This is a genomic window from Acidovorax sp. KKS102, assembly GCF_000302535.1.
Lineage (GTDB): Bacteria > Pseudomonadota > Gammaproteobacteria > Burkholderiales > Burkholderiaceae_C > Acidovorax.
Genome location: NC_018708.1, coordinates 2267393 through 2292437, shown reverse-complemented (window position 1 = coordinate 2292437; position 25045 = coordinate 2267393). Strand labels below are relative to the sequence as shown.

At 66.0% G+C, this 25045-nt stretch carries 20 protein-coding genes; 15 read left to right on the top strand and 5 right to left on the bottom strand.

Annotated features, from left to right (window positions below; genetic code table 11):
• Positions 1 to 112: 112 nt before the first annotated feature.
• The gene (yjjJ, locus tag C380_RS10505) at positions 113 to 1471 is read right to left on the bottom strand and encodes a type II toxin-antitoxin system HipA family toxin YjjJ (RefSeq protein WP_015013829.1); all 1359 of its coding nucleotides are present in this window, start codon (positions 1469 to 1471) and stop codon (positions 113 to 115) included.
• Positions 1472 to 1558: 87 nt separating this feature from the next.
• A complete protein-coding gene (locus C380_RS10500; RefSeq protein WP_168162364.1) occupies positions 1559 to 2488 on the bottom strand; it encodes a LysR family transcriptional regulator in 930 nt (309 codons plus the stop codon).
• Positions 2489 to 2571: 83 nt separating this feature from the next.
• Between C380_RS10500 and C380_RS10495 the strand changes: the two genes are divergently transcribed.
• From C380_RS10495 to C380_RS10475, 4 genes are all read left to right on the top strand, one after another.
• On the top strand, positions 2572 to 3588 hold the full coding sequence (locus C380_RS10495; protein ID WP_015013827.1) for a tripartite tricarboxylate transporter substrate binding protein: 1017 nt from the start codon (positions 2572 to 2574) through the stop codon (positions 3586 to 3588).
• Between the two features lie 102 nt (positions 3589 to 3690).
• On the top strand, positions 3691 to 5331 hold the full coding sequence (locus tag C380_RS10490; RefSeq protein ID WP_015013826.1) for an FAD-dependent monooxygenase: 1641 nt from the start codon (positions 3691 to 3693) through the stop codon (positions 5329 to 5331).
• Between the two features lie 271 nt (positions 5332 to 5602).
• Positions 5603 to 6334 carry a DUF1801 domain-containing protein gene (locus tag C380_RS24445; RefSeq protein ID WP_085944660.1) on the top strand — a complete coding sequence of 244 codons (732 nt, stop codon included), beginning with the start codon at positions 5603 to 5605 and terminating at the stop codon, positions 6332 to 6334.
• Between the two features lie 37 nt (positions 6335 to 6371).
• Positions 6372 to 6767, top strand: a complete 396-nt coding sequence (locus C380_RS10475; RefSeq protein WP_015013824.1) for a VOC family protein — start codon at positions 6372 to 6374, stop codon at positions 6765 to 6767.
• A gap of 22 nt (positions 6768 to 6789) precedes the next feature.
• On the opposite strand, the gene C380_RS10470 is transcribed toward C380_RS10475, so the two are convergent.
• Positions 6790 to 7725 carry an aldose 1-epimerase gene (locus tag C380_RS10470; RefSeq protein WP_015013823.1) on the bottom strand — a complete coding sequence of 312 codons (936 nt, stop codon included), beginning with the start codon at positions 7723 to 7725 and terminating at the stop codon, positions 6790 to 6792.
• A 78-nt stretch (positions 7726 to 7803) separates the two neighbouring features.
• Positions 7804 to 8757, bottom strand: coding sequence for an SMP-30/gluconolactonase/LRE family protein (locus C380_RS10465; protein WP_015013822.1), 954 nt, complete (start codon positions 8755 to 8757; stop codon positions 7804 to 7806).
• A gap of 123 nt (positions 8758 to 8880) precedes the next feature.
• Here C380_RS10465 and C380_RS10460 point away from each other — a divergent pair, with 123 nt between their 5' ends.
• Entirely contained in the window at positions 8881 to 9702 is an 822-nt protein-coding gene (locus C380_RS10460) for an SDR family NAD(P)-dependent oxidoreductase (protein WP_015013821.1), read from the top strand.
• A gap of 904 nt (positions 9703 to 10606) precedes the next feature.
• On the opposite strand, the gene C380_RS10455 is transcribed toward C380_RS10460, so the two are convergent.
• Positions 10607 to 11569 (bottom strand): LysR substrate-binding domain-containing protein, encoded by a 963-nt coding sequence (locus C380_RS10455; protein ID WP_015013820.1) that lies wholly within the window; start codon positions 11567 to 11569, stop codon positions 10607 to 10609.
• Positions 11570 to 11721: 152 nt separating this feature from the next.
• On the opposite strand from C380_RS10455, the gene C380_RS10450 reads away from it, so the two are divergent.
• From C380_RS10450 to C380_RS10405, 10 genes are all read left to right on the top strand, one after another.
• Positions 11722 to 13173 (top strand): aldehyde dehydrogenase family protein, encoded by a 1452-nt coding sequence (locus C380_RS10450; protein WP_015013819.1) that lies wholly within the window; start codon positions 11722 to 11724, stop codon positions 13171 to 13173.
• A gap of 238 nt (positions 13174 to 13411) precedes the next feature.
• On the top strand, positions 13412 to 14377 hold the full coding sequence (locus C380_RS10445) for an ABC transporter substrate-binding protein (protein ID WP_015013818.1): 966 nt from the start codon (positions 13412 to 13414) through the stop codon (positions 14375 to 14377).
• 215 nt (positions 14378 to 14592) lie between these two features.
• On the top strand, positions 14593 to 15663 hold the full coding sequence (chvE, locus tag C380_RS10440; protein ID WP_015013817.1) for a multiple monosaccharide ABC transporter substrate-binding protein: 1071 nt from the start codon (positions 14593 to 14595) through the stop codon (positions 15661 to 15663).
• 110 nt (positions 15664 to 15773) lie between these two features.
• Complete coding sequence (gene mmsA / locus C380_RS10435; protein ID WP_015013816.1) at positions 15774 to 17291, top strand: multiple monosaccharide ABC transporter ATP-binding protein; 1518 nt, start codon at positions 15774 to 15776, stop codon at positions 17289 to 17291.
• A gap of 1 nt (position 17292) precedes the next feature.
• Positions 17293 to 18522: a multiple monosaccharide ABC transporter permease gene (gene mmsB / locus C380_RS10430; RefSeq protein WP_015013815.1), complete on the top strand. Its 1230-nt coding sequence runs from the start codon at positions 17293 to 17295 to the stop codon at positions 18520 to 18522.
• Complete coding sequence (locus tag C380_RS10425; protein WP_015013814.1) at positions 18522 to 20156, top strand: sugar ABC transporter ATP-binding protein; 1635 nt, start codon at positions 18522 to 18524, stop codon at positions 20154 to 20156. Before mmsB ends, C380_RS10425 begins: the two co-directional genes overlap by 1 nt.
• On the top strand, positions 20149 to 21195 hold the full coding sequence (locus C380_RS10420) for an ABC transporter permease (protein WP_015013813.1): 1047 nt from the start codon (positions 20149 to 20151) through the stop codon (positions 21193 to 21195). Before C380_RS10425 ends, C380_RS10420 begins: the two co-directional genes overlap by 8 nt.
• Complete coding sequence (gene yjfF, locus C380_RS10415; protein ID WP_015013812.1) at positions 21192 to 22229, top strand: galactofuranose ABC transporter, permease protein YjfF; 1038 nt, start codon at positions 21192 to 21194, stop codon at positions 22227 to 22229. Before C380_RS10420 ends, yjfF begins: the two co-directional genes overlap by 4 nt.
• 34 nt (positions 22230 to 22263) lie before the next feature.
• Positions 22264 to 23997 (top strand): IlvD/Edd family dehydratase, encoded by a 1734-nt coding sequence (locus tag C380_RS10410; RefSeq protein ID WP_015013811.1) that lies wholly within the window; start codon positions 22264 to 22266, stop codon positions 23995 to 23997.
• A 109-nt stretch (positions 23998 to 24106) separates the two neighbouring features.
• The gene (locus C380_RS10405; protein WP_015013810.1) at positions 24107 to 25045 is read left to right on the top strand and encodes a dihydrodipicolinate synthase family protein; all 939 of its coding nucleotides are present in this window, start codon (positions 24107 to 24109) and stop codon (positions 25043 to 25045) included.

The window sequence follows — 25045 nt, the reverse complement described above, 5'->3', positions numbered from 1 at the left end:
CGGCATATTTGGGATTGAATCAGCTCCCAAGGCGCGCTCTTACCCCAACTGATCTAGGCTCCCCACACGCCATCGCCGCCCGCCTTTGCTGGGTAACCCGCCGGTATTCCACCTAAACAGCTAGCCGCCCAACACGCTCCTCAGTCACCCTCACATGGCGCACCAACTCGGCCTTGCACATGTCAAAACCCGCGCTGAATCCTTCCGCATCTTCCACCCGGCGAGCAAACACCTGCGCCATTGCCAGCGCCTCTTTCCAAGCCGTCGCGCTGACCTGCTCCCCCACCGTCAGTTCCAGCGTCCGGTTCGGCAAACCTCCCCCCGCCGTGGGTGCAAACGCCATGGGCGTCATGTCATACGCAGGCGCCAGCTCATAAGGCCTGCGCCCCTCTGACAAACACGAGAGATTGCCGCTGTGCATGTCGGTATTGCCGATCAGGGTGCCAAACGCCCACAGCAGGCAGGCCGTGTCGAAGGCCTGGGGGGTGATGACCCCGGACTTCCACAACGCCCTGGCGATCACCGGCCAGTTGCCGCCGCTGCCGACAAACTCGGCGTCCAGCGCGGCGAAGGAATGCAGCGCCCTTCGCCCGCGCGCACCCAACCGGTCAAACCGCTGCACTTCCAGAAACCGTTGGGTGCCGTGCATCCAGGTCATGGATTGCGCGGCAGGAACACCATGGTCCCGCAGCACCTGCAGGGCGATGTGTTCGCCCAGCAGCAGGTCGCGCCAGCGGGCGCTGACGGGGGTGTCGAGTTCTGCGGTGAACTTGACCATCACATGCGCGGCGGTGCCGTCGGCCTGCTCTGCGTAGGCGGTGAACTTGGGTTGTTCCCCGGCGGCAGACGAGCCCGCCACTTCGCCGCGTGCGGCCAGGTCGGCCAGCTGGGCGTAGGTGTGCAGCTTTTGCGCCGCTGCAATGGGCACCGGGTCGGGCGCGTTGACGAACTGGTCGCGCGCGGTGGGGCCGATGAGCAGGTTGCCGGGCATGTCGTCGCCCTGGTCCAGGATGGCGCGCAGCGCATGGGTGTCGCTCCAGTCGCCCAGCCGCTCGGGCAGGCCCAGGCGCTGGCCGTGCCGCTGGCAGTAGGCGCGCCCCAGGTAGCCCTGCGGGCGCATGTCAAAAAGCCACCAAGGCAGGCCGTCGCTGTGCAGCCGGGCCCCGCCCGCTTCTACCATCACAAAGCCCTGCGGGCATACCGGGACGAGGGTGCCCAGGGTTTCGAGCGCGCCCTGGGGGGTGACGCGGTACACGGCGGCCTCCAGATCGGCGCGCTGGGGATCGCGGAGTGTGTATTGAATAGATCTTGCCGCGCCAAAAGGCACCACCTCGTCACCCAGCGCGCTAAGCGCCCGCGAGACGGTGGGCTGGCTGACCTGCAGCGCCTGAGCCAGCGCCTGCGCCTTGGCGGGGCCGGGGCGTAGCAGGGGGCGGATGGCGTTGGCGTAGGTCTGGGCGGCGGAGGGCATGCCCTAAGGATACGCCGTTTGAATTAAAAATTGAATAGATAAAAGAATAGATAAAACAGGCTGAATGAACGCATCGGGATCGCCCGCCTACGCCGGCAACCGCACCGCCGCCTCCCGCAACGCGTCGGCAAACGCCATCGCCGCCGGCTTTTGCTGCGTGCCCCGGCGGTAGGCCAGGTACAGGTCCAGGTGCACCACGGGCTCGCGCAGCATGGCGACGCCCAGGCCCTGGCGCAGGCATTCTTCCAGCGCAAACGAGGGCACGATGGCGCTGCCACGGCCTGCGCGCACCATGCCGATGAGGGTGCCGATGAGGTTCATGCGAGGGCGCTCCTGGTGGGCCAAGCCCAGGCGGGAGAGCTGCTTTTCGATGACCACCTGGATGGGGTTGCCCGACGGCAGGCTGACCAGGGGCACGTCTTTGAGGCGGCTCCAGGGCTGGCTGTCGGACAACTGGCCGCTGGTGTGCGCCGCATCGGGCGGGCTGATGCGCATGAGGCGGAACTTGCACAAGGGCTGGCGCGACAGCCCCACGGCGGGTTTGACGAAGAAGCCAAAGCCGATGTCGGCCTCGCCGTCGAGCACACGCTGGCGCACGGTGCCTACCTCAACGTCGCTGAGCTGCACCTGCACGCCGGGGTGGCTTTGCGCAAAGCCGCGAATCACCTCGGGCAGCAGGCTGGCCGAGATCATGGGGGTGGCCGCCACCAGCAGGCGCGAGCGCACGGCGGCCTCGTTGCCGTCCAGCACGGCGCCCAGGGCGCGCAGCTCGCCCACCACGCGCTCGGCCACGGGCTGCAGGCGGCGCCCGGCGTCGGTCAGCGTGATCGACCGCGTGGTGCGGTCAAACAGGCGGGCGCCCACCTGGTCCTCCAGCTCCTTGACCAGCATGCTCATGCCCGAGGGCGACAGGTGCACCTGCTCGGCCGCCTTGGCAAAGCTCTGCAGGCGCGTGACCTCCAGAAAAGCGTGGAGCTGGCGGGTGCTGACATTCATCAGCTTTGATGAAGAATTCATCAGAATTTTCCGTTTGATCAATGTCAAGAGTGTCGTTGTAATTGTCCTGTAACGCCCTTCTAACGACTAGAGAGACAAGCCCCATGCCCCAGCTGCCCACCCTGCGTGCCAACGCGCACCCGCCCTCCCCCCAACGCCGCAGCCTGGTGCTGGGCGCGCTGGCCGCCACGGCGGCAGCCGCCACGCCCCGGGCCTGGGCGCAGACGGGTGCCGATGCACCGGTGCGGCTGGTGGTGCCGTTCACGCCCGGCACGGGCATCGACCTGATTGCGCGGCAGATTGCACAGCCGCTGTCTGACCGGCTCAAGCGCCCGTTTTTTGTGGAGAACAAGGCGGGGGCGTCCGGCATCATCGGCACGCAAGAGGTGGTGCGCGCAACGCCCGACGGCACCACGCTGCTGGTCAGCGTGAACACACTGGTGATGAACATGGCGCTGTACCCCAAGCAGGGCTTTAATCCGCTGACGGACCTGGTGCCTGTGAGCCAGACGAGCTGGGGGCAGCTGCTGCTGGTGGCGTCGGCCGGGTCGAAGATCGAATCGCTCAAGGACCTGATGGACCGCGCCCGGGCCAAGCCCGGCTCGCTCAACTACGGCTCGCCGGGTGCGGGCACGCCGCACCACCTGGCGATGGAGCTGCTGAAGAACCGGGCCAAGATTTCGCTCACCCACATCAGCTACCGGGGCACCGCCCCCGCCGTGACGGACCTGCTGGGCGGGCAGATCGACGCCATGTTCTTGCCCATCCACGTGGCCTTGCAGCATGTGAAGGCGGGCAAGCTGAAGGCGCTGGCCATCAGCTCGGACACGCCCCACCCGCTGCTGCCCGAGGTGCCGTCACTCGGCACGCTGAAGCTGGGCGACCTGAACGTGGACATGTGGTACGGCGTGTTTGCCCCCGCAGGCACACCCCGCGCCATGGTGGACCGGCTCAACACCGAGCTGCGCGACGTGCTGGCATCGCCTGCCGTGGCCAAGTCGTTCGAGACCCAGGGCATGACGCCCGCCCACAGCTCGCCAGACGCGTTCCAGAAGCTGGTGACCGCTGACGCCAAGCGCTGGGCCGACCTGATCAAGGCCCAGGGCATCACCGCCGAGTAACCACGACCACCCGCACCCAGCGGTGGCCAGTAGCGCGCCGCACTGCACAACACTGCATCGCGGCCAGTGTCGAACCGACCCGTACCGAACAACACCAACAACATGAACCAGCAAGCAACCGTGGCGCCGCAGCAAGACGCCGAAGTGATCATCGTGGGCGGCGGCCCGGTCGGCATGGGCCTGGCCATTGAGCTGGGCCAGCGCGGCGTGAGCGTGATCGTGGTGGAGCGCTATGTGCAGCCCCAGCCCATCCCCAAGGGGCAGAACCTGACGCAGCGCACCATGGAGCACTTTCACTTCTGGGGTGCCGAAAAGCAGCTGCGCGCAGCGCGCACTATTCCGGTCGAATACGGCATTGGCGGCCTGACCGCACACGGCACGCTGCTGGGGCCCTACAGCTACGACTGGCTGCAGCGCGACCTGGTCAAGCCCTACTACTTCACGGCCAACGAGCGGCTGCCGCAGTACGCCACCGAGGCCGTGCTGCGCCAGCGCGTGGCACAGCTGCCGTCGGTGCAGACCCTCTACGGCTGGGAGACCAGCACCGTGGCACAGGACGATGCGGGCGTTTCCGTCACCATCCAGCAGCGTGGCGACGGCAAGGCACAGCGCGTGCTGCGTGGCGCCTATGTGGTGGGGTCGGACGGCGCCCGGTCGGTGGTACGCGAGCAGGCGGGCATCACCCACACCCGCACCGACCACGACCGCATGATGGTGCTGCTGGTCTTCAAGTCCAAAGGCCTGCACCAGCTGCTGGAGCGCTACCCCGGCAAGTCTTACTACAACGTGCTGCAGCCCGAGCTGAAGGGCTACTGGAAGTTTCTGGGCCGGGTGGACCTGGGCAGCACCTGGTTCTTTCATGCACCAGTGCCGCCAGGCACCACCAAAGACAACTTTGACTTTGCGGCCTACCTGCACGAGGCGGTGGGCGCGGAGTTTGAGGTGGAGTTTGAGCACATCGGCTTTTGGGACCTGCGCTTCATGCTGGCCGACAGCTACCGCAAGGGCCGCGTCTTCATCGCGGGCGATGCCGCGCACAGCCACCCGCCCTACGGCGGCTACGGCGTGAACTCGGGCCTGGAAGACGCGCGCAACCTGGGCTGGAAGCTGGCCGCCGTGCTGCAGGGCTGGGGCGGCGAGCGCCTGCTGGACTCGTACGACGCCGAGCGGCGCCCGGTGTTTGCGTCCACCATCAACGACTTCATTGCGCGGTCCATCGAGACCGACAAGGAGTTCCTGGACGCCTATGACCCGGCGCGCGACCAGGCCGCGTTTGAGGCCGCGTGGCAAGCGCGCGCCCAAGGCGCCGTGGGCGAGGTGCATGCGTTTGAGCCGCACTACGAGGGCTCGGCCATAGTGTGGTGCAGCGAGGGCCGCACCACCAGCGCCAAGGGCTCGCACCAGTTCACGGCGCGGCCGGGCCACCACCTGGCACCCGCCACGCTGCCCAGCGGGCGCAACGTGTTTGAGGAGCTGGGCGCAGGCTTTTCGCTGCTGGTGGTGGGTGGCGATGGAGCGCATGCGACCTCGGTGCAAGCCTTTCGCGAGGCAGCGGCGGGCCTGGGCCTTCCGCTGCGGCTGGTGGACTGTGGTGACGGAGGCGAAGGAACCGAGCCCGCACGCTATGGCGCACCGCTGGTGCTGGTGCGACCCGACCAGTTTGTGGCCTGGACGGGGCGGGCTGGCGGCCCGGCAGTGACTGCGGAGCAGGCCCGCGAAGTGCTGGCGCGGGTGGCGGGGTAGGCCGTGGCGCACGGCTGAAACGAATCGTGCGGAGGCGCGGAGCAATGCCGCGCAAGGGCGCGCGGAGGGGCGCAAAGGGGGCGCAGGTCCTGCAGCCACCGACGCGCTTGCCTGAATGAACAGAGGCAGGCCAGAAGGCAACAACCCGTTGTACCGGGGTTGCCAAGGTGTGCGGAGTAGCAACAATGGCGGGGCCTCACCCCTCGCCTTTTGCACCCACTCCACCAAGGACCACCCCGTGGCTGCTGCCCAAAAATCCCCACCCACTGCCATGGGCCGTGCGCCCAACACCACCGCCCCAGACACGGCAACCACCGGGCCTGCCGCATCGGCACTGATCGACCAGCGCATTGCCGACCTGGGCGACTGGCGTGGGCAGGTGCTGGCGCAGGTGCGCCAGCTGATCCACGAAGCCGCGCCCGGTGTGGTGGAAGAGTGGAAGTGGCGCGGCACGCCGGTGTGGTCGCTGGGCGGAATCTTGTGCACGGGCGAGAGCTGGAGCCTGTTGACGGCCTCGCAGGGGATCGCGTTGGAGCGCAATCGGGATGAATGGATGCTTCGGATGCGCCGCATGGGCTCATGCCCATGCAAGCAGCCGGGGCGTCCAATCGCCCGATTTCGCTCCAACCCTTCGGGCAGTGGTCTTTGCGGGTGGTCTGCGGCGTTGCGGCGCTTGCCAATAGCCGAGCTATTGGCTGCGCACCGCGCCTTGCACCCCATCCCGCAAAGACCGCTGCGCGCCCCCTGCGAGGCCGTCAACAGGCTCCAAAAGACAGCGGTAAAGCTCACGTTTCTCAAAGGCGCCGCCCTGCCCGACCCGGCGCGCCTGTTCAATGCCAGCCTGGACGGCAACGCACGCCGCGCCATTGATATCCACGATGGCGACACGCTGCCTGCCGATGCGTTCCGCGCGCTCATCCGTGCGGCGGTAGAGCTCAATGCGCTGGGCAGCAGCAAGGCCCGCAAGGGCCGGGCACCGGGGCGTACCGGGTCGGCCGCATAGGCCCCAGCATTCAGACCAACGGAAGGATCACCCCATCATGCTGTCGCACGTGTTTGTGGGCATTTCAGACTTTGAGCGCGCGCTGGCGTTTTACCGGCCCTTGCTGAGCACGCTGGGCGTGAAGGAGCGCTTTTGCGAACCCAGCCGGCCCTGGGCAGGTTGGGAATCCACCCCCGGCCCCCGCCCGCTGTTTGTGATTGCCCGCCCCTTCAATGGCGAGGTGCCGCAACCCGGCAACGGCACCATGGTGGCCTTTGCGGCCGCCACACGCGACCAGGTGGATGCTGCGCACGCCCTAGCGCTGAGCCTGGGCGCCGTGTGCGAGGGCCGCCCGGGCCTGCGGCCCGAGTACCACGCCCATTACTACGGCGCGTATTTTCGGGACCCGGATGGCAACAAGCTGTGCGTGGCGTGCCACGCGGCGCTGCTGTAAGAAACTGTTCTAAGGCCCGCCCTCAATCAGTCAGCGACTGGTAGCGCCACTGCACATTCATCACCAGCACCTCCCCCTGCGCCAGGGTGCGCAGGCCGGGCTGCCCAGGCTGGTGAAAGGCATCGATGGGCTGGGTGATGGGCTCAAAGCAGAACGCCGGGCCCTGCGGCGGGCGGTAGACCAGGCAGTAGTGCTGGGCCGTGCCGCCGTCTTTTTCAAAATCGGGCATGCGGGCTGTGAGGCGCAGGCCACGCTCGGGCCAGTCGATCTGCGCCGTGCCGCCCCAGCCGGTGTAGGCGTTGTCGATGAGGCCGCCGTTGGCGGGCGCGCCGCAGTTCAGGTCCCAGCCAGGTGGAAACTGCTGCGTGTTCTCCGTGGGCAAAGGGTCATCGCCACACAGCCACACACCCTGCACCGGCGCCGTGATGCGCGTGCCAGGCGTGCGCGGAAACCAGGGGTGCAAGCCCAGGCCGTAGGGCAGCGGCTGCGCGCCCAGGTGCCGCACCTGCACCGACTGGTCCAGGCCGCCCTCCGCCAGCCGGAAGGTCTGCACGCACTCGTACTCGTAGGGGTTGCCGTCAAAGCGCTCGGAGCGCAGTTGCATCTGCAGCGTGTCGGGCGCGGGCCGGGTCAGCTGCCAGGGCTGCAGCCACCCGTCGCCGTGGATGGGGTACGGCTCGCCCACGCGGTTGGGACGCATGGGGTGGAACTGCCCCGCATGCTCAAACCCGCCGCCGCTGATGCGGTTGGACCAGGGCACCATGGCAAAGGATGCGAGCTGGTACAGGTCGGGCGTGGCGCCATCCCATGGGCGCCACAGATCGATGCGCGCGCCCGCCACTTGCGGGTCGTCGATCTGCCAGGCCGCCACGCTGCCGCCGAGGGTGGGCACCAGGCCCAGGTGCTGCCCCGCGTGGTGCAGCCAGACGATGGGGTGGGATGAAGAGGCCTCGGTCATGGGCGGTGTGCTTTCTGCGGGATGGAGAAAAAAGGAGGTGGCGGAGCTAAGGCCCCGCCGCTGCGCATGGCGCCAGCGTCAGCCGCCAAACAGGTGTGCGGGCACGCCAGGCGTGGAGATGTCAACGGCAAACAGTGCACCCGCCAGCGGCTCGGCCGCGAGCTGTTCGGGCGTGAGGCCCGTGCGTGCCGAGGTGATGTACAGCGTGCGCAGGTCCGCACCGCCAAAGGCGCAGTTGGTGACCTGGCTCACGGGCAGCGGGATGCGGGCCAGCTCTTCGGCCGTGTCGGCGTCGTGGCAGGTGACGCAGCCACCGCCCCAATGCGCCACCCACAGGCGTCCCTGCGCGTCGGTGGTCATGCCGTCGGGCACGCCGTCGGCGGCGGGCCAGCGCTTCCACAGCGTTTTGTCGCTTACGGTGCCGGTGGCTGGGTCGCAGCGGTAGCGGTAGGTGGTGCCCTGCACCGTGTCGTTGAAAAACATGGCCGGGCCCTGCGCGGTGGTGGCCCACGTGGGGCCGTTGGTCACGGCAAAACCATCGTCGTGCCGCACGCAGTCGCCGCTGACGGTATAGGTGTAGAGCGCGCCCGTGGGGGCCTCGCACGCAAAGTCCATGCTGCCGCCCCAAAAGCGCCCCTGGGCGTCGCACTTGCCGTCGTTGAATCGGTTGCCTGTGCGCTCTGGCTCGGGCTGGTGCAGGTAGCGCGGGGCGATGTCGGCAGCGGGGTCGAACAGTGCAAAGCCCCGGCGCAGGGTGACGATGAAGCCGGGGGCGTTGGTGCGCTCGGCAATGGCAGAAATCTCTTCGTCAAACGTCCAACGCTGGTGGGCGCTGGTGGCCGGGTCCCAGCGGTGCAGCTCGCGCTGCAGGATGTCCACCCAGTACACCGCCTGCTCACGCACCGACCACAGCACCCCCTCACCCAGTGCGTTGCCCAGTGCGACCACGCAGCGCACGGCGCCGGTTGTTGTTGGAGCAGAGGCGGACGCGCCGCTGGACGGTGGGATGGGGGTATCCAGCGAAGGGCGCACGTTGGTTGTCTCCGGTCGTTTTTTGCATCGGCCTGCCACCAGGCACTTGACGAGCGGCATCTTATCAACGCCAATTGATGCTTGAAATGAATTTCTTTGCCATTGATTGATTGCAATATTGATATGACACAGCTTTTTACCCCCTCCTCTTCGTCGACCGACGCCACCGGCGCCCCCCAGGGCCTGGCGAAATTCCCCAGCCTGCAAGGCCGCGCCGTGTTTGTGACGGGCGGCGGCAGCGGCATTGGCGCGGCCATCGTGGCGGCGTTTGCCGAACAAGGTGCCCGCGTGGCGTTTGTGGACGTGGCGCGCAACGCGAGCGAAGCCCTGGCCCAGCACATTGCCGACGCAGGCCTGCCCCGCCCCTGGTGGCGTGTGTGCGATGTGCGCGATGTGAGCGCCCTGCAAGCCTGTGTGGCCGAAGCGGCGGCCGAGCTGGGCAGCGACTTTGCGGTGCTGGTGAACAACGTGGCCAGCGATGACCGGCACACGCTGGAGTCCGTAACCCCCGAGTACTACGACGAGCGCATGGCCATCAACGAGCGCCCCGCCTTCTTCGCCATCCAGGCCGTGGTGCCCGGCATGCGCAGGCTGGGCGCGGGCTCTGTCATCAACCTGGGCTCCACCGGCTGGCAGGGCAAGGGCACGGGCTACCCTTGCTATGCCATTGCCAAGTCGTCGGTGAACGGCCTCACGCGCGGGCTGGCCAAGACGCTGGGGCAGGACCGCATCCGCATCAACACGGTGTCGCCGGGCTGGGTGATGACGGAGCGGCAGATCAAGCTGTGGCTGGACGCCGAGGGGGAGAAGGAACTAGCGCGCAACCAGTGCCTGCCAGACAAGCTGCGGCCGCACGACATTGCGCGGATGGTGTTGTTTTTGGCGTCGGATGATGCGGCGATGTGTACGGCGCAGGAGTTCAAGGTAGATGCGGGGTGGGTTTGATTTTTTGAAGTTTTTTTGAGCTCTGGCGCTTATCCGTTAAGCGCTGGTAGCTATTTTTTTTGTAGTTTGTGAGTGTGGGTGCTGGTCTGGCGGCGTACTCGGGTTAAGGGCGGAGGCCGGGAGTCGCCCGGCGTGCGAGTAACTTTCTTTCGCGTCGCCGAAAGAAAGTCACCAAAGAAAGGGCGACCCTACTGCGCGCGTCCCTTCGCTGCGCTACGGACAACCTGCGATGCTCGGACAGGGGGTGCGCCGCAGAACTCACTGCGCGCTACGCGCTCCGTTCAAACAACTGCGGCAAGTCAGTGCACGAAGTGCGTGTGTCCTTCGGCACACGCGCCACCCCGCGCCCTGCGCGCCCCAGGCGCATCCAGAAGGGAACCCGAGGGACATCCACACGGGCCATTGCTTCGCTGCGCTGCGCTCGGCCCCGTCTCGCGGGCGCAAGCGCCACGCGCTGCGCAAACTGGGCCGAGCGCAGCGATGGCCCGAATGGATGTCCGGCTGTTTGGATGTTTGGCCCCCCACCCCTGCTGGCTGCGCCTGCGGCGTGGCGGTTGTGGGGTGAGCATGGGCGTCGCAGCGCCCATGCCTCGTGAACTGACTCGCCGTGGATGTCCGAGCGGCGCGCGCAGCGCAAAGCGAGTTCCACGGCGCACCCCGCAACCGACACGCCGCAGGTTTGCCCCTTCGCACAGCGAAGGGGTCGCAGACTGGGGGTCGCCTTTCTTTTGGGTACTTTTCTTTGGCGAAGCAAAGAAAAGTACCTCGCCCGCCGGGGCGACTCCCGGTCTCCGCCCTCAGCAAAGGCATGCGGCACATTCAGCACACGAAAACAAACACTACAAAATCAATAGCTACCAGCACATATCCCACTAGCGTACCCAGCCAATATCAACCAAAACCGTCAATCCCCCACCTCCAACCTCCGCCCATACTGCACCAGACTCGTCTGCTTCAACGCCTTCATCATCACCTTCGCCGCCGGCGACAACAGCCGGTCTGCCCGCGTGATGATTCCGAACGCATCCATATGGCACGGCATCGCCAGCGGCAACACCGTCACGATCCCATGCGCTGCGTAATAGCGCGCCACATCCTCCGCCACCACCGCAATCATGTCGCTCTGCTGCAGCATGCGCGTGATGAACAACAAGGCCGATGTCTCCACCGTGTGCAGCGGCGGCGCCAGCCCGTCCTGCTGGAACATCAGGTCAAACCGGTGCCGCAGCACGCTGCCCGCAGGCGGCACGATCCAGCTGGCCGAGACCACATCGCGCAGCGTCAACCCGCTCATGCTCGACAGCGGGTGGCCCGGGCGGGTCATGGCGCAGACCAGCTCCTCCGTCAGCGACTCATAGCGCAGGTTCTCCTTGTCGTGCTCCTCATACAGGCGGCCCACCACGATGTCGAGCTTGCCCTGCTCCAAGCGCTCCAGCAGCACCGGGCTGGTTTCGATGTCGAGCGAAATACGCAGGCTGGGGTGCTCCTGCTTGACCTGCGCCACGGCGGCGGGCAACAGGCTCAGGCCCGGTGAGGTGATGGCGCCGATGCCCACCTGGCCGTAGTGCCCGCGCTTGAGCGCACCGATCTCGTCGTGCGCCTGGTTCAGGTTGGCCAGGGCCATGCGCGCGTGGCGAATCATGGTTTCGCCATACCAGGTGGGGCGCATGCCGCGCGGCAGGCGGTCGAACAGCGACACCTCCAGCACGTCCTCCAGATCCTTGAGCAGCTTGGACGCGGCGGGCTGGGTCATGCTGAGCACCTGGGCGGCGCGGTGAATGTTGCCCTCCTCGGCCAGGGCCACCAGCAGCAGCAGTTGGCGCGTCTTGAGGCGGGCGCGGATGAACCAGTGGTTGTAGGTGCTCATGAATGGATGGACGGAAGGAAGAGAAAGAGGACGAGAAAAGGGAGGGGTTTTCCAGAATGCAAAGAACGATATGTATTTTGTCTAAAAAACGATTGGATTGATATCAAAACCTTACCTAGACTTCGCCGCAACTGCAACAAAGGCCCCTCTCCATGAAGCTCGGCGACCTCCAGCTCAGCCCCCGGCACCTGATCAATGGCCGGTGGGAAATCGGCACCACCACCGGCATCAGCACCAACCCGTCGGACACCCGCGAGGTGGTGGCCGAATACGCCCGCGCCGACCGCAACCAGACCGAGCTGGCCGTGCGCGCTGCGGCCGATGCCCTGCCCACCTGGAGCCAGAGCACACCCCAACGCCGCGCCGACGTGCTGGACATGATTGGCAGCGAGCTGCTGGCCCGCAAGGACGAGCTGGGCGCACTGCTGGCGCGTGAAGAAGGCAAGACGCTGCCCGAAGGCATCGCCGAGGTGGCACGCAGCGGGCAGATCTTCAAGTTTTTTGCGGGCGAGGCGCTGCGCATTCAGGGCGAGCTGCTGGCCTCGGTGCGCCAGGGCGTGCAGGTGGACGTGACCCGTGAGCCCGTGGGCGTGGTGGGCATCATCGCGCCGTGGAACTTCCCGTTCGCCATCCCGGCCTGGAAGATCGCCCCTGCCCTGGCCTACGGCAACACCGTGGTGTTCAAGCCCGCCGAGCTGGTGCCCGCCTGTGGCTGGGCGCTGGCCGAAATCATCAGCCGCAGCGGCCTGCCCGCCGGTGCGTTCAACCTCATCATGGGCAGCGGCCGCGAGGTGGGCCAGACGCTGGTGGACCACCCGCTGGTCAACGCGCTGAGCTTTACCGGGTCGGTGGCCACGGGCGACCGCATCCTTCGCGCGGCCTCTGCACGGCGCGCCAAGGTGCAGCTGGAGATGGGCGGCAAGAACCCGCTCATCGTGCTGGCCGACGCCGACCTGGACCAGGCGGTCGACTGCGCGCTGCAGGGCTCTTACTTCTCTACCGGCCAGCGCTGCACGGCATCGAGCCGCCTCATCGTCGAAGCCGAGGTGCACGACGCCTTTGTGGCGCGCCTGCGCAACCGGCTGGCCAGCCTGAAGGTGGGCCACGCGCTGGAGCGCGGCACCGAGATGGGCCCGGTGGTGGACGACAACCAGCTGGCGCAGAACCTGAGCTACATCGACATTGCGCGCAATGAGGGAGCGGAGCATGTCTGGGGTGGCGAGCGCCTGGAGCGCCCCACCCCAGGCCATTACATGAATCCCGCCCTCTTCCTGGCCCGCCCCGAGCACCGCGTGGCGCGCGAGGAAATTTTTGGCCCCGTGGCCTGTGTGCTGCGGGCCGACGACTACGACCACGCACTGGCTCTGGCCAATGACACGCCATTTGGCCTGTGCGCGGGCATCTGCACCACGTCGCTCAAGCGCGCCATGCACTTCAAGCGCCACGCCGCCGTGGGCATGACCATGGTGAACCTGCCCACGGCGGGGGTGGACTTCCACGTGCCTTTTGGGGGCCGCAAGGAATCGAGCTACGGCGCCCGCGAACAGGGGCGCTACGCGGCCGAGTTCTACACCACCGTCAAGACGGGCTACATGCTGGCCTAAGAAGGTGGGAAGGAACCCAACATGCCCGCTCATGTCGCCAGAACACTCCCGCTCGTCGTTGCAAATGCTCGCCATAGCCCGAGCTATGACTGCGCTTTGCGCCTAGAGCGGAAGCGTTTTGGCAACCTGCTCTGGCACGCTGGATCCCTTCCCACCTTCTGAACCATCCTTTATCGCATCGCTGCTTTTCCATCCCGCAACCGTCGTCAACCAACCATTACAGACAGGAGACAAGATGATGAAAATGAACCGCCGCACCGTTGCTGCCGCCTTGGCCAGCGTGCCCGTGGCCGCCTTGCTGCCCGGCGCCGCCTGGGCGCAAAAGCCCCTGGTGCTGGGCTTCAGCCAGGTGGGGGCCGAGAGCGAATGGCGCACCGCCAACACCGAGTCCATCAAGTCGGCCGCCAAGGAGGCCGGCATCGAGTTGAAGTTCTCGGACGCGCAGCAGAAGCAGGAGAACCAGATCAAGGCCATCCGCTCGTTCATCGCACAGAAGGTGGATGTGATTGCGTTCTCACCCGTGGTGGAGTCGGGCTGGGAGCCCGTGCTGCGCGAAGCCAAGGCCGCCAAGATCCCCGTGGTGCTGACCGACCGCGCGGTGAATACCAAGGACACATCGCTGTACGTGACCTTCATGGGCTCGGACTTTGTGGAAGAAGGCCGCAAGGCCGGCCGCTGGCTGGTGGAGAAGATGAAGGACCAGAAGGGCGAGGTCAACATCGTCGAGCTGCAAGGCACCGTGGGCTCGGCCCCTGCCATCGACCGAAAGAAGGGCTTTGAAGAAGTCATCAAGGCCGACCCCAAGTTCAAGATCATCCGCAGCCAGACCGGCGACTTCACCCGTGCCAAGGGCAAGGAAGTGATGGAAGCCTTCCTGAAGGCCGAGGGCAAGAAGATCAACGTGCTGTACGCACACAACGACGACATGGCGATTGGCGCCATCCAGGCCATCGAAGAGGCCGGCATGAAGCCCGCCAAGGACATCGTGATCATCTCCATCGACGCTGTGAAGGGCGCCTTCGAAGCCATGATCGCCGGCAAGCTCAACGTGAGTGTGGAGTGCAGCCCCCTGCTGGGCCCGCAACTCATGGCCGCAGTCAAAGACATCAAGGCTGGCAAAGCGGTGCCCAAGCGCATCGTGACCGAGGAAGGCATCTTCCCGATGGAAGTTGCGGCCAAGGAAATGCCGAACCGGAAGTATTAACCCCCTGAGGCGCTGCGCGCCTTCCCCCTTTCTCTCGCATCGCTGCGCGATGCGGGAAGGGGGACGCCACCGGCGCCCGCAAGTGAAACGCAGCCTTCGCTGCATGGCGGCCCTTGGGCGGTGGCACTGGCCTTAGATCGAGCCAGTTGCGGCGGCCTGTAGAGGACTTCAGGCGTCTAACAAAAAAACAAATTCACACCAGGAGACAGACTCAAATGAAGCGTGCAATTTTCAAGGCCGTGCTGGCCACCGTGGCACTGGCTGCCATTGGCGCCACGTCCGTGGCATCGGCCCAGGACAAGGGCACCATCGGCATCTCGATGCCCACCAAGTCCTCGGCGCGCTGGATTGCCGATGGCGACAACATGGTCAAGGTGCTCAAGGACCGGGGCTACAAGACCGACCTGCAGTACGCCGAAGACGACATCCCCAACCAGCTCGCGCAGATCGAGAACATGATCACCAAGGGCGCCAAGGTGCTGGTGATTGCGTCGATCGACGGCACCACGCTGTCCAAAGCGCTGCAAAACGCGGCCGACAAGGGCGTAAAGGTCATTGCCTACGACCGCCTCATCAAGGGATCGAAGAACGTGGACTACTACGCCACGTTCGACAACTTCCAGGTCGGCGTGCTGCAGGCCACCTCCATCGTGGACAAGCTGGGCCTCAAGCAAGGCAAGGGCCCGTTCAACATCGAGCTGTTCGGCGGATCGCCCGACGACAACAACGCCTTCTTCTTCTACGACGGCGCCATGAGCGTGCTGCAACCATACATCGACAGCGGCAAGCTGGTAGTGCGCAGCAAGCAGACCGGCATGAACAAGGTGGGCACGCTGCGCTGGGACGGATCGGTGGCCCAGGCGCGCATGGACAACCTGCTGTCGGCCTACTACGGCAAGGACAAGGTGCATGCGGTGCTGTCGCCCTATGACGGCATCTCCATAGGCATACTGTCCTCCCTCAAGGGCGTGGGCTACTGCACCGCCCAGCAGCCCTGCCCCGTGGTCAGCGGCCAGGACGCTGAGGTGCCTTCCATCAAGTCCATCCTCAAGGGCGAGCAGTCTTCCACTGTGTTCAAGGACACCCGCGAGCTGGCCAAGGTGGCAGCCAACATGGTGGACGCCGTACTGACGGGCAAGCAGCCCGAGATCAACGACACCAAGACCTACAACAACGGCGTGAAGGTGGTGCCCTCGTACCTGCTCAAGCCGGTGGCGGTGGATTCTTCCAACTGGAACGCGGTGTTGGTAGGAAGCGGCTACTACAAAGAGTCTCAGATCAAGTGAGCGCGAGCGGCTTCTGCATCTAAAGCCGCAGCCTGCGCATGCCACCGGGGCAGCGCAGGCGGCCTGCAACCGGGATGGGGCCAGAGGCCCCACCAACAGACTGAGAGACCATGCTTCTTGAAATGCGGAACATCCGCAAAACCTTCCCCGGCGTGGTGGCGCTGAACCAGGTCAACCTGCAGGTGCAGGCCGGGGAGATCCATGCCATCGTCGGCGAAAACGGGGCGGGCAAATCCACGCTGATGAAGGTGCTGTCGGGTGTGTATCCCCATGGCAGCTACAGCGGCCAGATCCTGTTCGACGGGCAAGAGCGCGAGTTTGCGGGCATCCGCGACAGCGAGCACCTGGGCATCATCATCATTCACCAGGAGCTGGCGCTGGTGCCGCTGCTGTCGATTGCAGAAAACATCTTTCTCGGCAACGAAACCGCACGGCACGGCGTCATTGACTGGATGGCCGCCCACAGCCGCGCCCAGGCGCTGCTGCACAAGGTGGGCCTGCGCGAATCGCCCGACACACCCGTGGGCCAGTTGGGTGTGGGCAAGCAGCAGCTGGTGGAGATTGCCAAGGCTTTGTCGCGCAAGGTGCGCCTGCTGATCCTGGACGAGCCCACCGCCAGCCTCAACGAGAACGACAGCCAGGCGCTGCTGGACCTGCTGCTGGAACTGAAAGCCCAGGGCATTACCTGCATCCTGATCTCGCACAAGCTCAACGAAATCTCGCGCGTGGCCGATGCCATCACCGTGCTGCGCGATGGCAGCACCGTGCAGATGCTGGACTGCCGCGAGGGCCCGGTGAGCGAAGACCGCGTGATCCAGGCCATGGTGGGCCGCGAGATGAGCGACCGCTACCCCCAGCGCCAGCCGCAAGTGGGTGACATTGTTTTTGAGGTGCGCAACTGGCGCGCCCACCACCCGCAGCGCAGCGACCGCGAGCACCTCAAGGGGATCGACCTGAATGTGCGGCGCGGCGAGATTGTGGGCATTGCGGGCCTGATGGGCGCAGGCCGCACCGAGCTGGCCATGAGCATCTTCGGCCGCTCGTGGGGCCAGCGCATTAGCGGCGAAGTGCGGCTGCACGGCCAGCCCATCGACGTGAGCACGGTGGAAAAGGCCGTACGCCACGGCCTGGCCTATGTGACCGAAGACCGCAAGGGCAATGGCCTGGTGCTGAACGAAGACATCCAGTTCAACACCTCGCTGGCCAACCTGCCGGGCGTGTCGTTCGCCAGCGTGATCGACAGCGGTCAGGAACACCGCGTGGCACAGGACTACCGCGAGAAGCTGCGCATCCGCTGCTCGGGCGTGGACCAGAAGACGCTGAACCTCTCGGGCGGCAACCAGCAAAAAGTGGTGCTGAGCAAATGGCTGTTCACCAGCCCCGAAGTGCTCATCCTCGACGAGCCCACGCGCGGCATCGACGTGGGCGCCAAGTACGAGATCTACACCCTCATCGCCCAGCTGGCGGCCGAGGGCAAATGCGTGATCGTGATCTCCTCCGAAATGCCCGAGCTGCTGGGCATCACGGACCGCATCTATGTGATGAACGAAGGCCGCTTTGTGGCCGAGATGCCAACTTCAGATGCCTCGCAAGAAAAGATCATGCGAGCGATTGTGAAAGCCAGTTGATATGATCCAGACCACCCATCCCCCCGCCAGCACGCTGGCCGACGGCAGCCCGACAGCAGCGGCGCGGCACGACAAATCGCTGTTGCAGCACCTGCAGCACAACCTGCGCGAATACGGCATGTTGATCACGCTGGTGGCCATCATGGGCTTCTTCCAGTACATGACCGAGGGCACGCTGATGCAGCCCTTGAACCTCACCAATCTGGTGCTGCAGAACAGCTACATCGTCATCATGGCGCTGGGCATGCTGCTGGTCATCGTGGCCGGGCACATCGACCTGTCGGTGGGCTCGGTGTGTGGCTTCATCGGCGCACTGGCTGCGGTGCTGATGGTCGAATACAACTGGCACTTTGTGCCCGCCACGCTGGTGTGCCTGCTGTGCGGCGGACTCATTGGCGCCATTCAAGGCAGCTTTGTGGCGTTCTCGCGCATTCCGTCGTTCATCGTCACGCTGGCGGGCATGCTGATCTTCAAGGGCCTGGCGCTGGCGCTGCTGGCGGGTCAGTCGGTGGGGCCGTTCCCTTCGGCGTTCCAGATGCTCAGCTCGGGCTTTATCCCCGACCTGTTCAGCGTGGAGGGTCTGCGCATGACCTCGCTGCTGCTGGGCGCTGCCGTGGCTGCGGCCCTGGCCGTGGGCGGCCTGCGCCAGCGCGCCAACCGCCTGCGCCATAGCGTGCAGACGGAGCCCGCTGGCCTGTTCGTCGCACGCACGGTGGTGTTTGGCGGGTTGCTGGTGTACTTCAGCTACCTGCTCGCTTCGTACAAGGGCCTGCCCAATGTGCTCATCGTGATGGCGCTGCTGATCGTGCTGTTCGACTTTGTCACCAGCCGCACCACCGTCGGCCGCCGCATCTATGCCATGGGCGGCAACGAGAAGGCGGCCAAGCTCTCGGGCATCAAGACCGAGCGGCTCACGCTGTATGCCTTCATCAACATGGGCGTGCTGGCGGCCCTGGCCGGGCTGGTGTTTGCGGCGCGGCTCAACACCGCCACGCCCAAGGCGGGGCTGGGCTTTGAGCTGGACGTGATTGCGGCCTGCTTCATCGGCGGCGCCTCTGCATCGGGCGGCGTGGGGAAGGTGATGGGCGCGGTCATCGGCGCCTTTGTGATGGGCGTGATGAACAACGGCATGTCCATCCTGGGCATCGGCATCGACTACCAGCAGGTCATCAAGGGCGTCGTGCTGCTGGCCGCCGTGCTCGTGGACGTTTACAACAAGAACAAAGCGTGATGACCCCCATGGACCCGTCCACCGCTCACGCCCCCGCTGCCGCGCCTGTGCTGCAGCTTTCGGGCATCCACAAGCAGTTTGCGGGCATACCCGTGCTGCGCGACGTGCAGCTCAACCTCTACCCCGGCGAGATCCATGCGCTGATGGGGCAAAACGGTGCGGGCAAGTCCACACTGATCAAGGTGCTGACAGGCGTGCTGGAGGCCAGCGACGGGCAGATGCGGCTGGGCGGGAACGCCGCAGCGCCGGGCCGCCCCAAGCAAGGCGACGCCCCCTCGGGGGGCAGCGACCCGCGCAGCGGCGGAGCGTGGGGGCAGGTCAGTGTGTGGCCCGACTCGCCCCTGGCCGCGCAGCGCCTGGGCATCAGCACGGTGTACCAGGAGGTCAACCTTTGCCCCAACCTCTCGGTGGCCGAGAACATCTTTGCGGGCCGCTACCCGCGCTGCGGGATTGCGCAGGGTTTTCGCATCGACTGGGCCACGCTGCACCAGCGCGCCCGCGATCTGGTGGCGCGCATCGGGCTGCAGATCGACGTGACGCGCCTGCTGTCGGACTACCCCGTGGCAGTGCAACAGCTGGTGGCGATTGCGCGGGCGCTCAGCATCGAATCGCGTGTGCTGATCCTGGATGAGCCCACCTCCAGCCTGGACGACGACGAGGTGCAAAAGCTCTTCGAGGTGCTGCGGCGCCTGCGCAGCGAGGGGCTGTCCATCGTCTTTGTGACGCATTTCCTGAATCAGGTGTATGCCGTGTCCGACCGCATCACCGTGCTGCGCAACGGCAGCTGGGTGGGTGAGTGGCTGGCCAAGGACCTGGGCCCTCAGGCGTTGATTGCTGCCATGCTGGGCCGCGACCTGGCCGCTGCATCGGAGCGACCCGCACCAGCACCCGCCGTGGACAGCCGCCAAGCCAACCTGCTGCAAGCCGAGGGCCTGGGGCAGGACACGCAACTGCAGCCGCTGGACCTGCAGATCCGCGCTGGCGAGGTGGTGGGCCTAGCGGGGCTGCTGGGCTCTGGCCGCACCGAGCTGGCGCGCCTGCTGTTTGGCCTGGAGCAGCCCGACCGGGGCGCGCTGCGCATCGACGGGCAGGTGGTGAAGTTTGCCAACCCCATGGACGCCATCCGCCATGGCCTCGCCCTGTGCCCCGAAGAGCGCAAGACCGACGGCATCGTGGCCGAGCTGTCGGTGCGCGAGAACATTGCGCTGGCGCTGCAGGCGCGCATGGGCGTGGGCCAATTCCTCTCGCGCGCCGAGCAGACGGCGCTGGCCGAACGCTACGTGAAGCTGCTGGGCATCAAGACCGAAACCGTAGACAAGCCCATCGGCCTGCTCTCGGGCGGCAACCAGCAAAAGGCGATCCTCGCGCGGTGGATGGCCATCGAGCCGCGCCTGCTCATCCTGGACGAACCCACGCGCGGCATCGACGTGGCCGCCAAGCAGGAAATCATGGACCAAATCCTGCGCCTGGCGCAGGCGGGCATGGCCGTGCTGTTTATCTCTTCCGAAATGAGCGAGGTGGTGCGCGTGGCGCACCGCATCGTGGTGCTCCGCGACCGCCACAAGGTGGGTGAGCTGCCTGCGGGCAGCAGCGAGGACGCCGTCTACGACCTGATTGCTGCAGAACATGTCTGAACGCTCCCCTTCCCTTTTGGCGTCGCTTTTGCGCCACCGCTTGGCCTGGCCGCTGATCACGCTGGCGCTGCTGCTGATCGTGAACACCGTTTTCAACAGCAGCTTCCTGCACATTGAATGGCGCGACGGCCACCTGTACGGCAGCCTCATCGATATCCTGAACCGCGCTGCACCGCTGGTGCTGGTATCGCTGGGCATGACGCTGGTGATTGCCACGCGCGGCATCGACATCTCGGTGGGCGCCGTGGTCGCCATAGCTGCTGCTGTGGCTGCTTGGCTCATCGGCGGTTCGGTGTCGGGCACCGAGAGCCGGTTCCCACTCCCAGTCGCCATCCTGGGTGCCATCGGCATCGCACTGCTGTGCGGGCTGTGGAACGGCGTGCTGGTGGCCAAGGTGGGCATGCAGCCCATCATTGCCACGCTGATCCTCATGGTGGCAGGCCGGGGCATTGCCCAGCTTATCACCGACGGGCAGATCATCACCATCTACTACACGCCCTACTTCTTCATGGGCGGCGGGTACCTGGCGGGGCTGCCGTTCTCGCTATTTGTGGTGGCTGTGGTCTTTGCCGTGCTGTACCTGGCCATCACGCGCACGGCGCTGGGCCTGTTCATCCAGGCGGTGGGTATCAACCCCACGGCAGCGCGCGTGGCGGGCGTTCAGGCGGGGCGACTCATCGTGGCGGCCTATGTGTTCTGCGGCGTGTGCGCGGGCATTGCGGGGCTGCTCATCAGCTCCAACGTGAAGAGTGCCGACGGCAACAACGCCGGGCAGCTGCTGGAGCTGGACGCCATCCTGGCCGTCACGCTGGGCGGCACCGCCCTCACCGGTGGCCGGTTCAGCCTGGTGGGCAGCGTGATCGGTGCGCTCATCATCCAGACGCTGACATACGCCATCTACTCGCTGGGCGTGCCGCCCGAGATCAACCTGGTGGTGAAAGCCGTGGTGGTCTTCATCGTGATGCTGCTGCAGTCGCCCGAGTTCCGGGCGCAAGTGGGCGCCCTGGCACGTCGCCCCGGCGCGGGAGCTTTGCAATGAGCGCCGTACCCAAGACCGCAGGCTTCGGCACCGTGAAGCACCCTGCCCCACAGGCCACGGCCGAGCGCGCGCGGTTCAACCCCAAGTACCTGCCGCTGGCCGCCACCATCTCGCTGTTCGTGGCCATGGCCACGCTGGGCTCGGTGCTGTACACCGGGTTTTTCTCGGCCCAGGTGTTCCTCAACCTGCTGATCGACAACGCCTTCCTCATCATCGTGGCGGTGGGCATGACGTTCGTGATCCTGTCGGGCGGCATCGACCTGTCGGTGGGCTCGGTGGTGGCGCTCACCACCATGGTGCTGGCCGCGCTGGTGGAACACCGGGGCTGGAACCCACTAGCCGCCATCCCGCTGGTGCTGCTGATGGGCACGGCGTTTGGCGCGTTCATGGGTTTCCTCATCGAGCGCTTTCGGCTGCAGCCCTTCATCGTCACGCTGGCCGGCATGTTCCTGGCGCGCGGGCTGTGCTACCTGATCAGCATCGACTCGATCAGCATCACTCACGAGGGCTATTCGGAGCTGGCCCAGTGGCGCCTGCCGCTGTGGGAAGGCGCATCGCTCTCGCTGGGCGCGCTCATTGCCATCGCGGTGCTGCTGGTGGCGCTGTTTGTGGCGCACTGCACGCCCTTTGGCCGCAGTGTGTATGCCGTGGGCGGTAGCGAGCACTCGGCCGTGCTCATGGGCCTGCCGGTGCGCCGCACGCTCATTGGCGTGTACACGCTGTCGGGCTTTTGCTCGGCGCTGGCGGGCGTGGTGTTCACGTTCTACATGCTGTCGGGCTATGGCCTGCATGCCGTGGGCATGGAGCTGGACGCGATTGCCGCCGTGGTCATTGGCGGCACGCTGCTCACGGGTGGCGTGGGCTATGTGGCGGGCACGCTGTTTGGCGTGCTCATGCTCGGAATCATCCAGACCCTGATTTCCTTCGACGGCACGCTCAGCTCCTGGTGGACGCGCATCGTCGTTGGTGTGCTGCTGTTCGCTTTCTGTCTGCTGCAGCGGCTGCTTTCGCGCCGCTCGGGCAAGGCCCGTTGAACCTTCATTTCTCCCCTTTCTCTCGCACCCCACCATGACCACCCCCAAGCGCAAACTTCGCTCCGCCGAATGGTTCGGCACCGCCGACAAAAACGGCTTCATGTACCGCAGCTGGATGAAGAACCAGGGCATCCCCGACCACGCGTTCGACGGCCGCCCCGTGATCGGCATCTGCAACACCTGGTCCGAGCTGACCCCGTGCAATGCTCACTTTCGCAAGATTGCCGAGCATGTGAAACGCGGCATTTACGAGGCAGGCGGCTTCCCCGTCGAATTCCCGGTGTTCTCCAACGGCGAATCCAATCTGCGCCCCACGGCCATGCTCACCCGCAACCTGGCCAGCATGGATGTGGAAGAGGCCATTCGGGGCAACCCCATCGACGCCGTGGTGCTGCTGGTGGGCTGCGACAAGACCACGCCCGCGCTGCTGATGGGCGCGGCCAGCTGCGATGTGCCTGCCATCGTGGTCACGGGCGGGCCCATGCTCAACGGCAAGCTCGACGGCAAGGACATCGGCTCGGGCACGGCCGTGTGGCGCCTGCATGAATCGCTGAAGGCGGGCGAGATCAACGAGCACCAGTTCTTCGCGGCCGAGGCCGGCATGTCCCGCTCCGCCGGCACCTGCAACACCATGGGCACGGCCAGCACCATGGCCTGCATGGCCGAGTCGCTGGGCACATCGCTGCCGCACAACGCAGCCATACCGGCCGTGGACTCGCGCCGCTATGTGCTGGCCCACATGTCCGGCAAGCGCATTGTGGAGATGGCGCACGAAGGGCTCACGCTCTCCAAGATCCTGACCCGCGAAGCGTTCGAGAACGCCATCCGCACCAACGCGGCCATCGGCGGCTCGACCAATGCCGTCATCCATTTGAAGGCCATCGCGGGCCGCATCGGCGTGCAGCTGGACCTGGAGGACTGGACCCGCATCGGCCGTGGCACGCCCACGCTGGTGGACCTGCAGCCCTCGGGCCGCTTCCTGATGGAAGAGTTCTACTACGCGGGCGGCCTGCCCGCCGTGCTGCGCCGCCTGGGCGAGAACAGCCTGCTGCCCCACCCCAACGCGCTCACCGTCAACGGCAAGAGCCTGTGGGACAACGTGCGCGAAGCCCCGCAATACAACGACGAGGTGATCCGCCCCATCAACAACCCGTTGATTGCCGACGGCGGCATCTGCATCCTGCGCGGCAACCTCGCGCCGCGTGGCGCGGTGCTTAAGCCCTCGGCCGCATCGCCCGAGCTGCTCAAGCACCGGGGCCGCGCCGTGGTGTTCGAGAACCTGGAGCACTACAAAGAGCGCATCGTGGATGAGAACCTGGACATCGACGCGAGCTGCGTGATGGTGCTCAAGAACTGCGGCCCCAAGGGCTACCCCGGCATGGCCGAGGTGGGCAACATGGGCCTGCCGCCCAAGCTGCTGCGCCAGGGCGTGAAGGACATGGTGCGCATCTCCGACGCGCGCATGAGCGGCACCGCCTACGGCACGGTGGTGCTGCATGTGGCGCCCGAGGCCGCTGCACTCGGCCCCTTGGCTGCGGTGCGCGATGGCGACTTCATCGAGCTGGACTGTGAGAACGGCCGCTTGCACCTGGACATCAGCGATGAGGAACTGGCAGCACGCCTGGCCGCGTTGGCGGGCACCGACAACGGTGGGCGCGGCGGCTACCAGCGCCTGTACGTGGACCACGTACTGCAGGCCGACGATGGCTGCGACTTTGACTTCCTCGTCGGCTGCCGGGGCGCTGCCGTTCCTCGCCACTCTCACTGATACCGGTGGTTAAGCCGCTGGTTGAAATGCTACGACTTTCATAGCTAATAGCGCTTGCTAGATAAGCGCCAGAGCCCTATTTCACTCAAATTTCGATCCTTCCCTCGCCATGCCAGCCACCCATTCCCTCCAGAACCCTCGCTACCGAGGCATCTTCCCCGTCGTGCCCACCACGTTCCATGAGGACGGCACACTCGACCTCGACAGCCAGAAGCGCTGCCTCGACTTCATGATCGACGCCGGCGTGGATGGCGTCTGCATCCTGGCCAACTTCTCCGAGCAGTTCTCGCTGTCCGACGCGGAGCGCGAAGTCCTCACCCGCACATCGCTGGAGCATGTGGCGGGCCGTGTGCCGGTCATCGTCACCACAACACACTACGGCACGCGCGTGTGTGCCGAGCGCAGCCGCGCCGCGCAGGACATGGGCGCGGCCATGGTGATGGTCATGCCGCCTTACCACGGTGCCACCTTCCGCGTGCCCGAGGCGCAGATCTACGAGTTCTATGCCCGTGTGTCGGATGCGATCCGCATTCCGATCATGGTGCAGGACGCGCCCGCCAGCGGCACCGTGCTTTCGGCCCCCTTCCTGGTCCGCATGGCGCAAGAGATTGAAAACCTGGCCTACTTCAAGATCGAAGTGCCCGGTGCCGCCAGCAAGCTGCGCGAGCTGATCCGCCTGGGCGGCGATGCCATCGAAGGCCCGTGGGACGGCGAAGAGGCCATCACCCTGCTGGCCGACCTGGATGCGGGCGCCACAGGCGCGATGACGGGTGGCGCGTTCCCTGACGGCATTCGCCCCATCATCGAGGCGCACCGCCAGGGTGAAATGGACCAGGCGTTTGCGCTCTACCAGCGCTGGTTGCCGCTCATCAACCACGAGAACCGCCAGGGCGGCATCCTCACAGCCAAGGCACTGATGAAGGAAGGCGGCGTGATCGCCTGCGAGGCAGGCCGCCACCCCTTCCCGGCCATGCACCCCGAGGTGCGGCGCGGCCTGATCGACATCGCGCGGCGGCTTGACCCGCTGGTGCTGCGCTGGGCACGTTAA

Bases quoted from the DNA above. Each gene is read 5' to 3' on its own strand.
- C380_RS10405 (WP_015013810.1), top strand. From the start codon at position 24,107: ATGCCAGCCACCCATTCCCTCCAGAACCCTCGCTACCGAGGCATCTTC.
- C380_RS10475 (WP_015013824.1), top strand. From the start codon at position 6,372: ATGCTGTCGCACGTGTTTGTGGGCATTTCAGACTTTGAGCGCGCGCTG.
- chvE (WP_015013817.1), top strand. From the start codon at position 14,593: ATGAAGCGTGCAATTTTCAAGGCCGTGCTGGCCACCGTGGCACTGGCT.
- C380_RS10455 (WP_015013820.1), bottom strand. From the start codon at position 11,569: ATGAGCACCTACAACCACTGGTTCATCCGCGCCCGCCTCAAGACGCGC.
- C380_RS10425 (WP_015013814.1), top strand. From the start codon at position 18,522: ATGACCCCCATGGACCCGTCCACCGCTCACGCCCCCGCTGCCGCGCCT.
- yjjJ (WP_015013829.1), bottom strand. From the start codon at position 1,471: ATGCCCTCCGCCGCCCAGACCTACGCCAACGCCATCCGCCCCCTGCTA.
- C380_RS10500 (WP_168162364.1), bottom strand. From the start codon at position 2,488: ATGAATTCTTCATCAAAGCTGATGAATGTCAGCACCCGCCAGCTCCAC.
- yjfF (WP_015013812.1), top strand. From the start codon at position 21,192: ATGAGCGCCGTACCCAAGACCGCAGGCTTCGGCACCGTGAAGCACCCT.
- C380_RS10460 (WP_015013821.1), top strand. From the start codon at position 8,881: ATGACACAGCTTTTTACCCCCTCCTCTTCGTCGACCGACGCCACCGGC.
- C380_RS10490 (WP_015013826.1), top strand. From the start codon at position 3,691: ATGAACCAGCAAGCAACCGTGGCGCCGCAGCAAGACGCCGAAGTGATC.
- C380_RS10450 (WP_015013819.1), top strand. From the start codon at position 11,722: ATGAAGCTCGGCGACCTCCAGCTCAGCCCCCGGCACCTGATCAATGGC.
- C380_RS10420 (WP_015013813.1), top strand. From the start codon at position 20,149: ATGTCTGAACGCTCCCCTTCCCTTTTGGCGTCGCTTTTGCGCCACCGC.
- C380_RS10445 (WP_015013818.1), top strand. From the start codon at position 13,412: ATGAAAATGAACCGCCGCACCGTTGCTGCCGCCTTGGCCAGCGTGCCC.
- mmsA (WP_015013816.1), top strand. From the start codon at position 15,774: ATGCTTCTTGAAATGCGGAACATCCGCAAAACCTTCCCCGGCGTGGTG.
- C380_RS10470 (WP_015013823.1), bottom strand. From the start codon at position 7,725: ATGACCGAGGCCTCTTCATCCCACCCCATCGTCTGGCTGCACCACGCG.
- C380_RS10410 (WP_015013811.1), top strand. From the start codon at position 22,264: ATGACCACCCCCAAGCGCAAACTTCGCTCCGCCGAATGGTTCGGCACC.
- C380_RS10495 (WP_015013827.1), top strand. From the start codon at position 2,572: ATGCCCCAGCTGCCCACCCTGCGTGCCAACGCGCACCCGCCCTCCCCC.
- mmsB (WP_015013815.1), top strand. From the start codon at position 17,293: ATGATCCAGACCACCCATCCCCCCGCCAGCACGCTGGCCGACGGCAGC.
- C380_RS24445 (WP_085944660.1), top strand. From the start codon at position 5,603: ATGGGCCGTGCGCCCAACACCACCGCCCCAGACACGGCAACCACCGGG.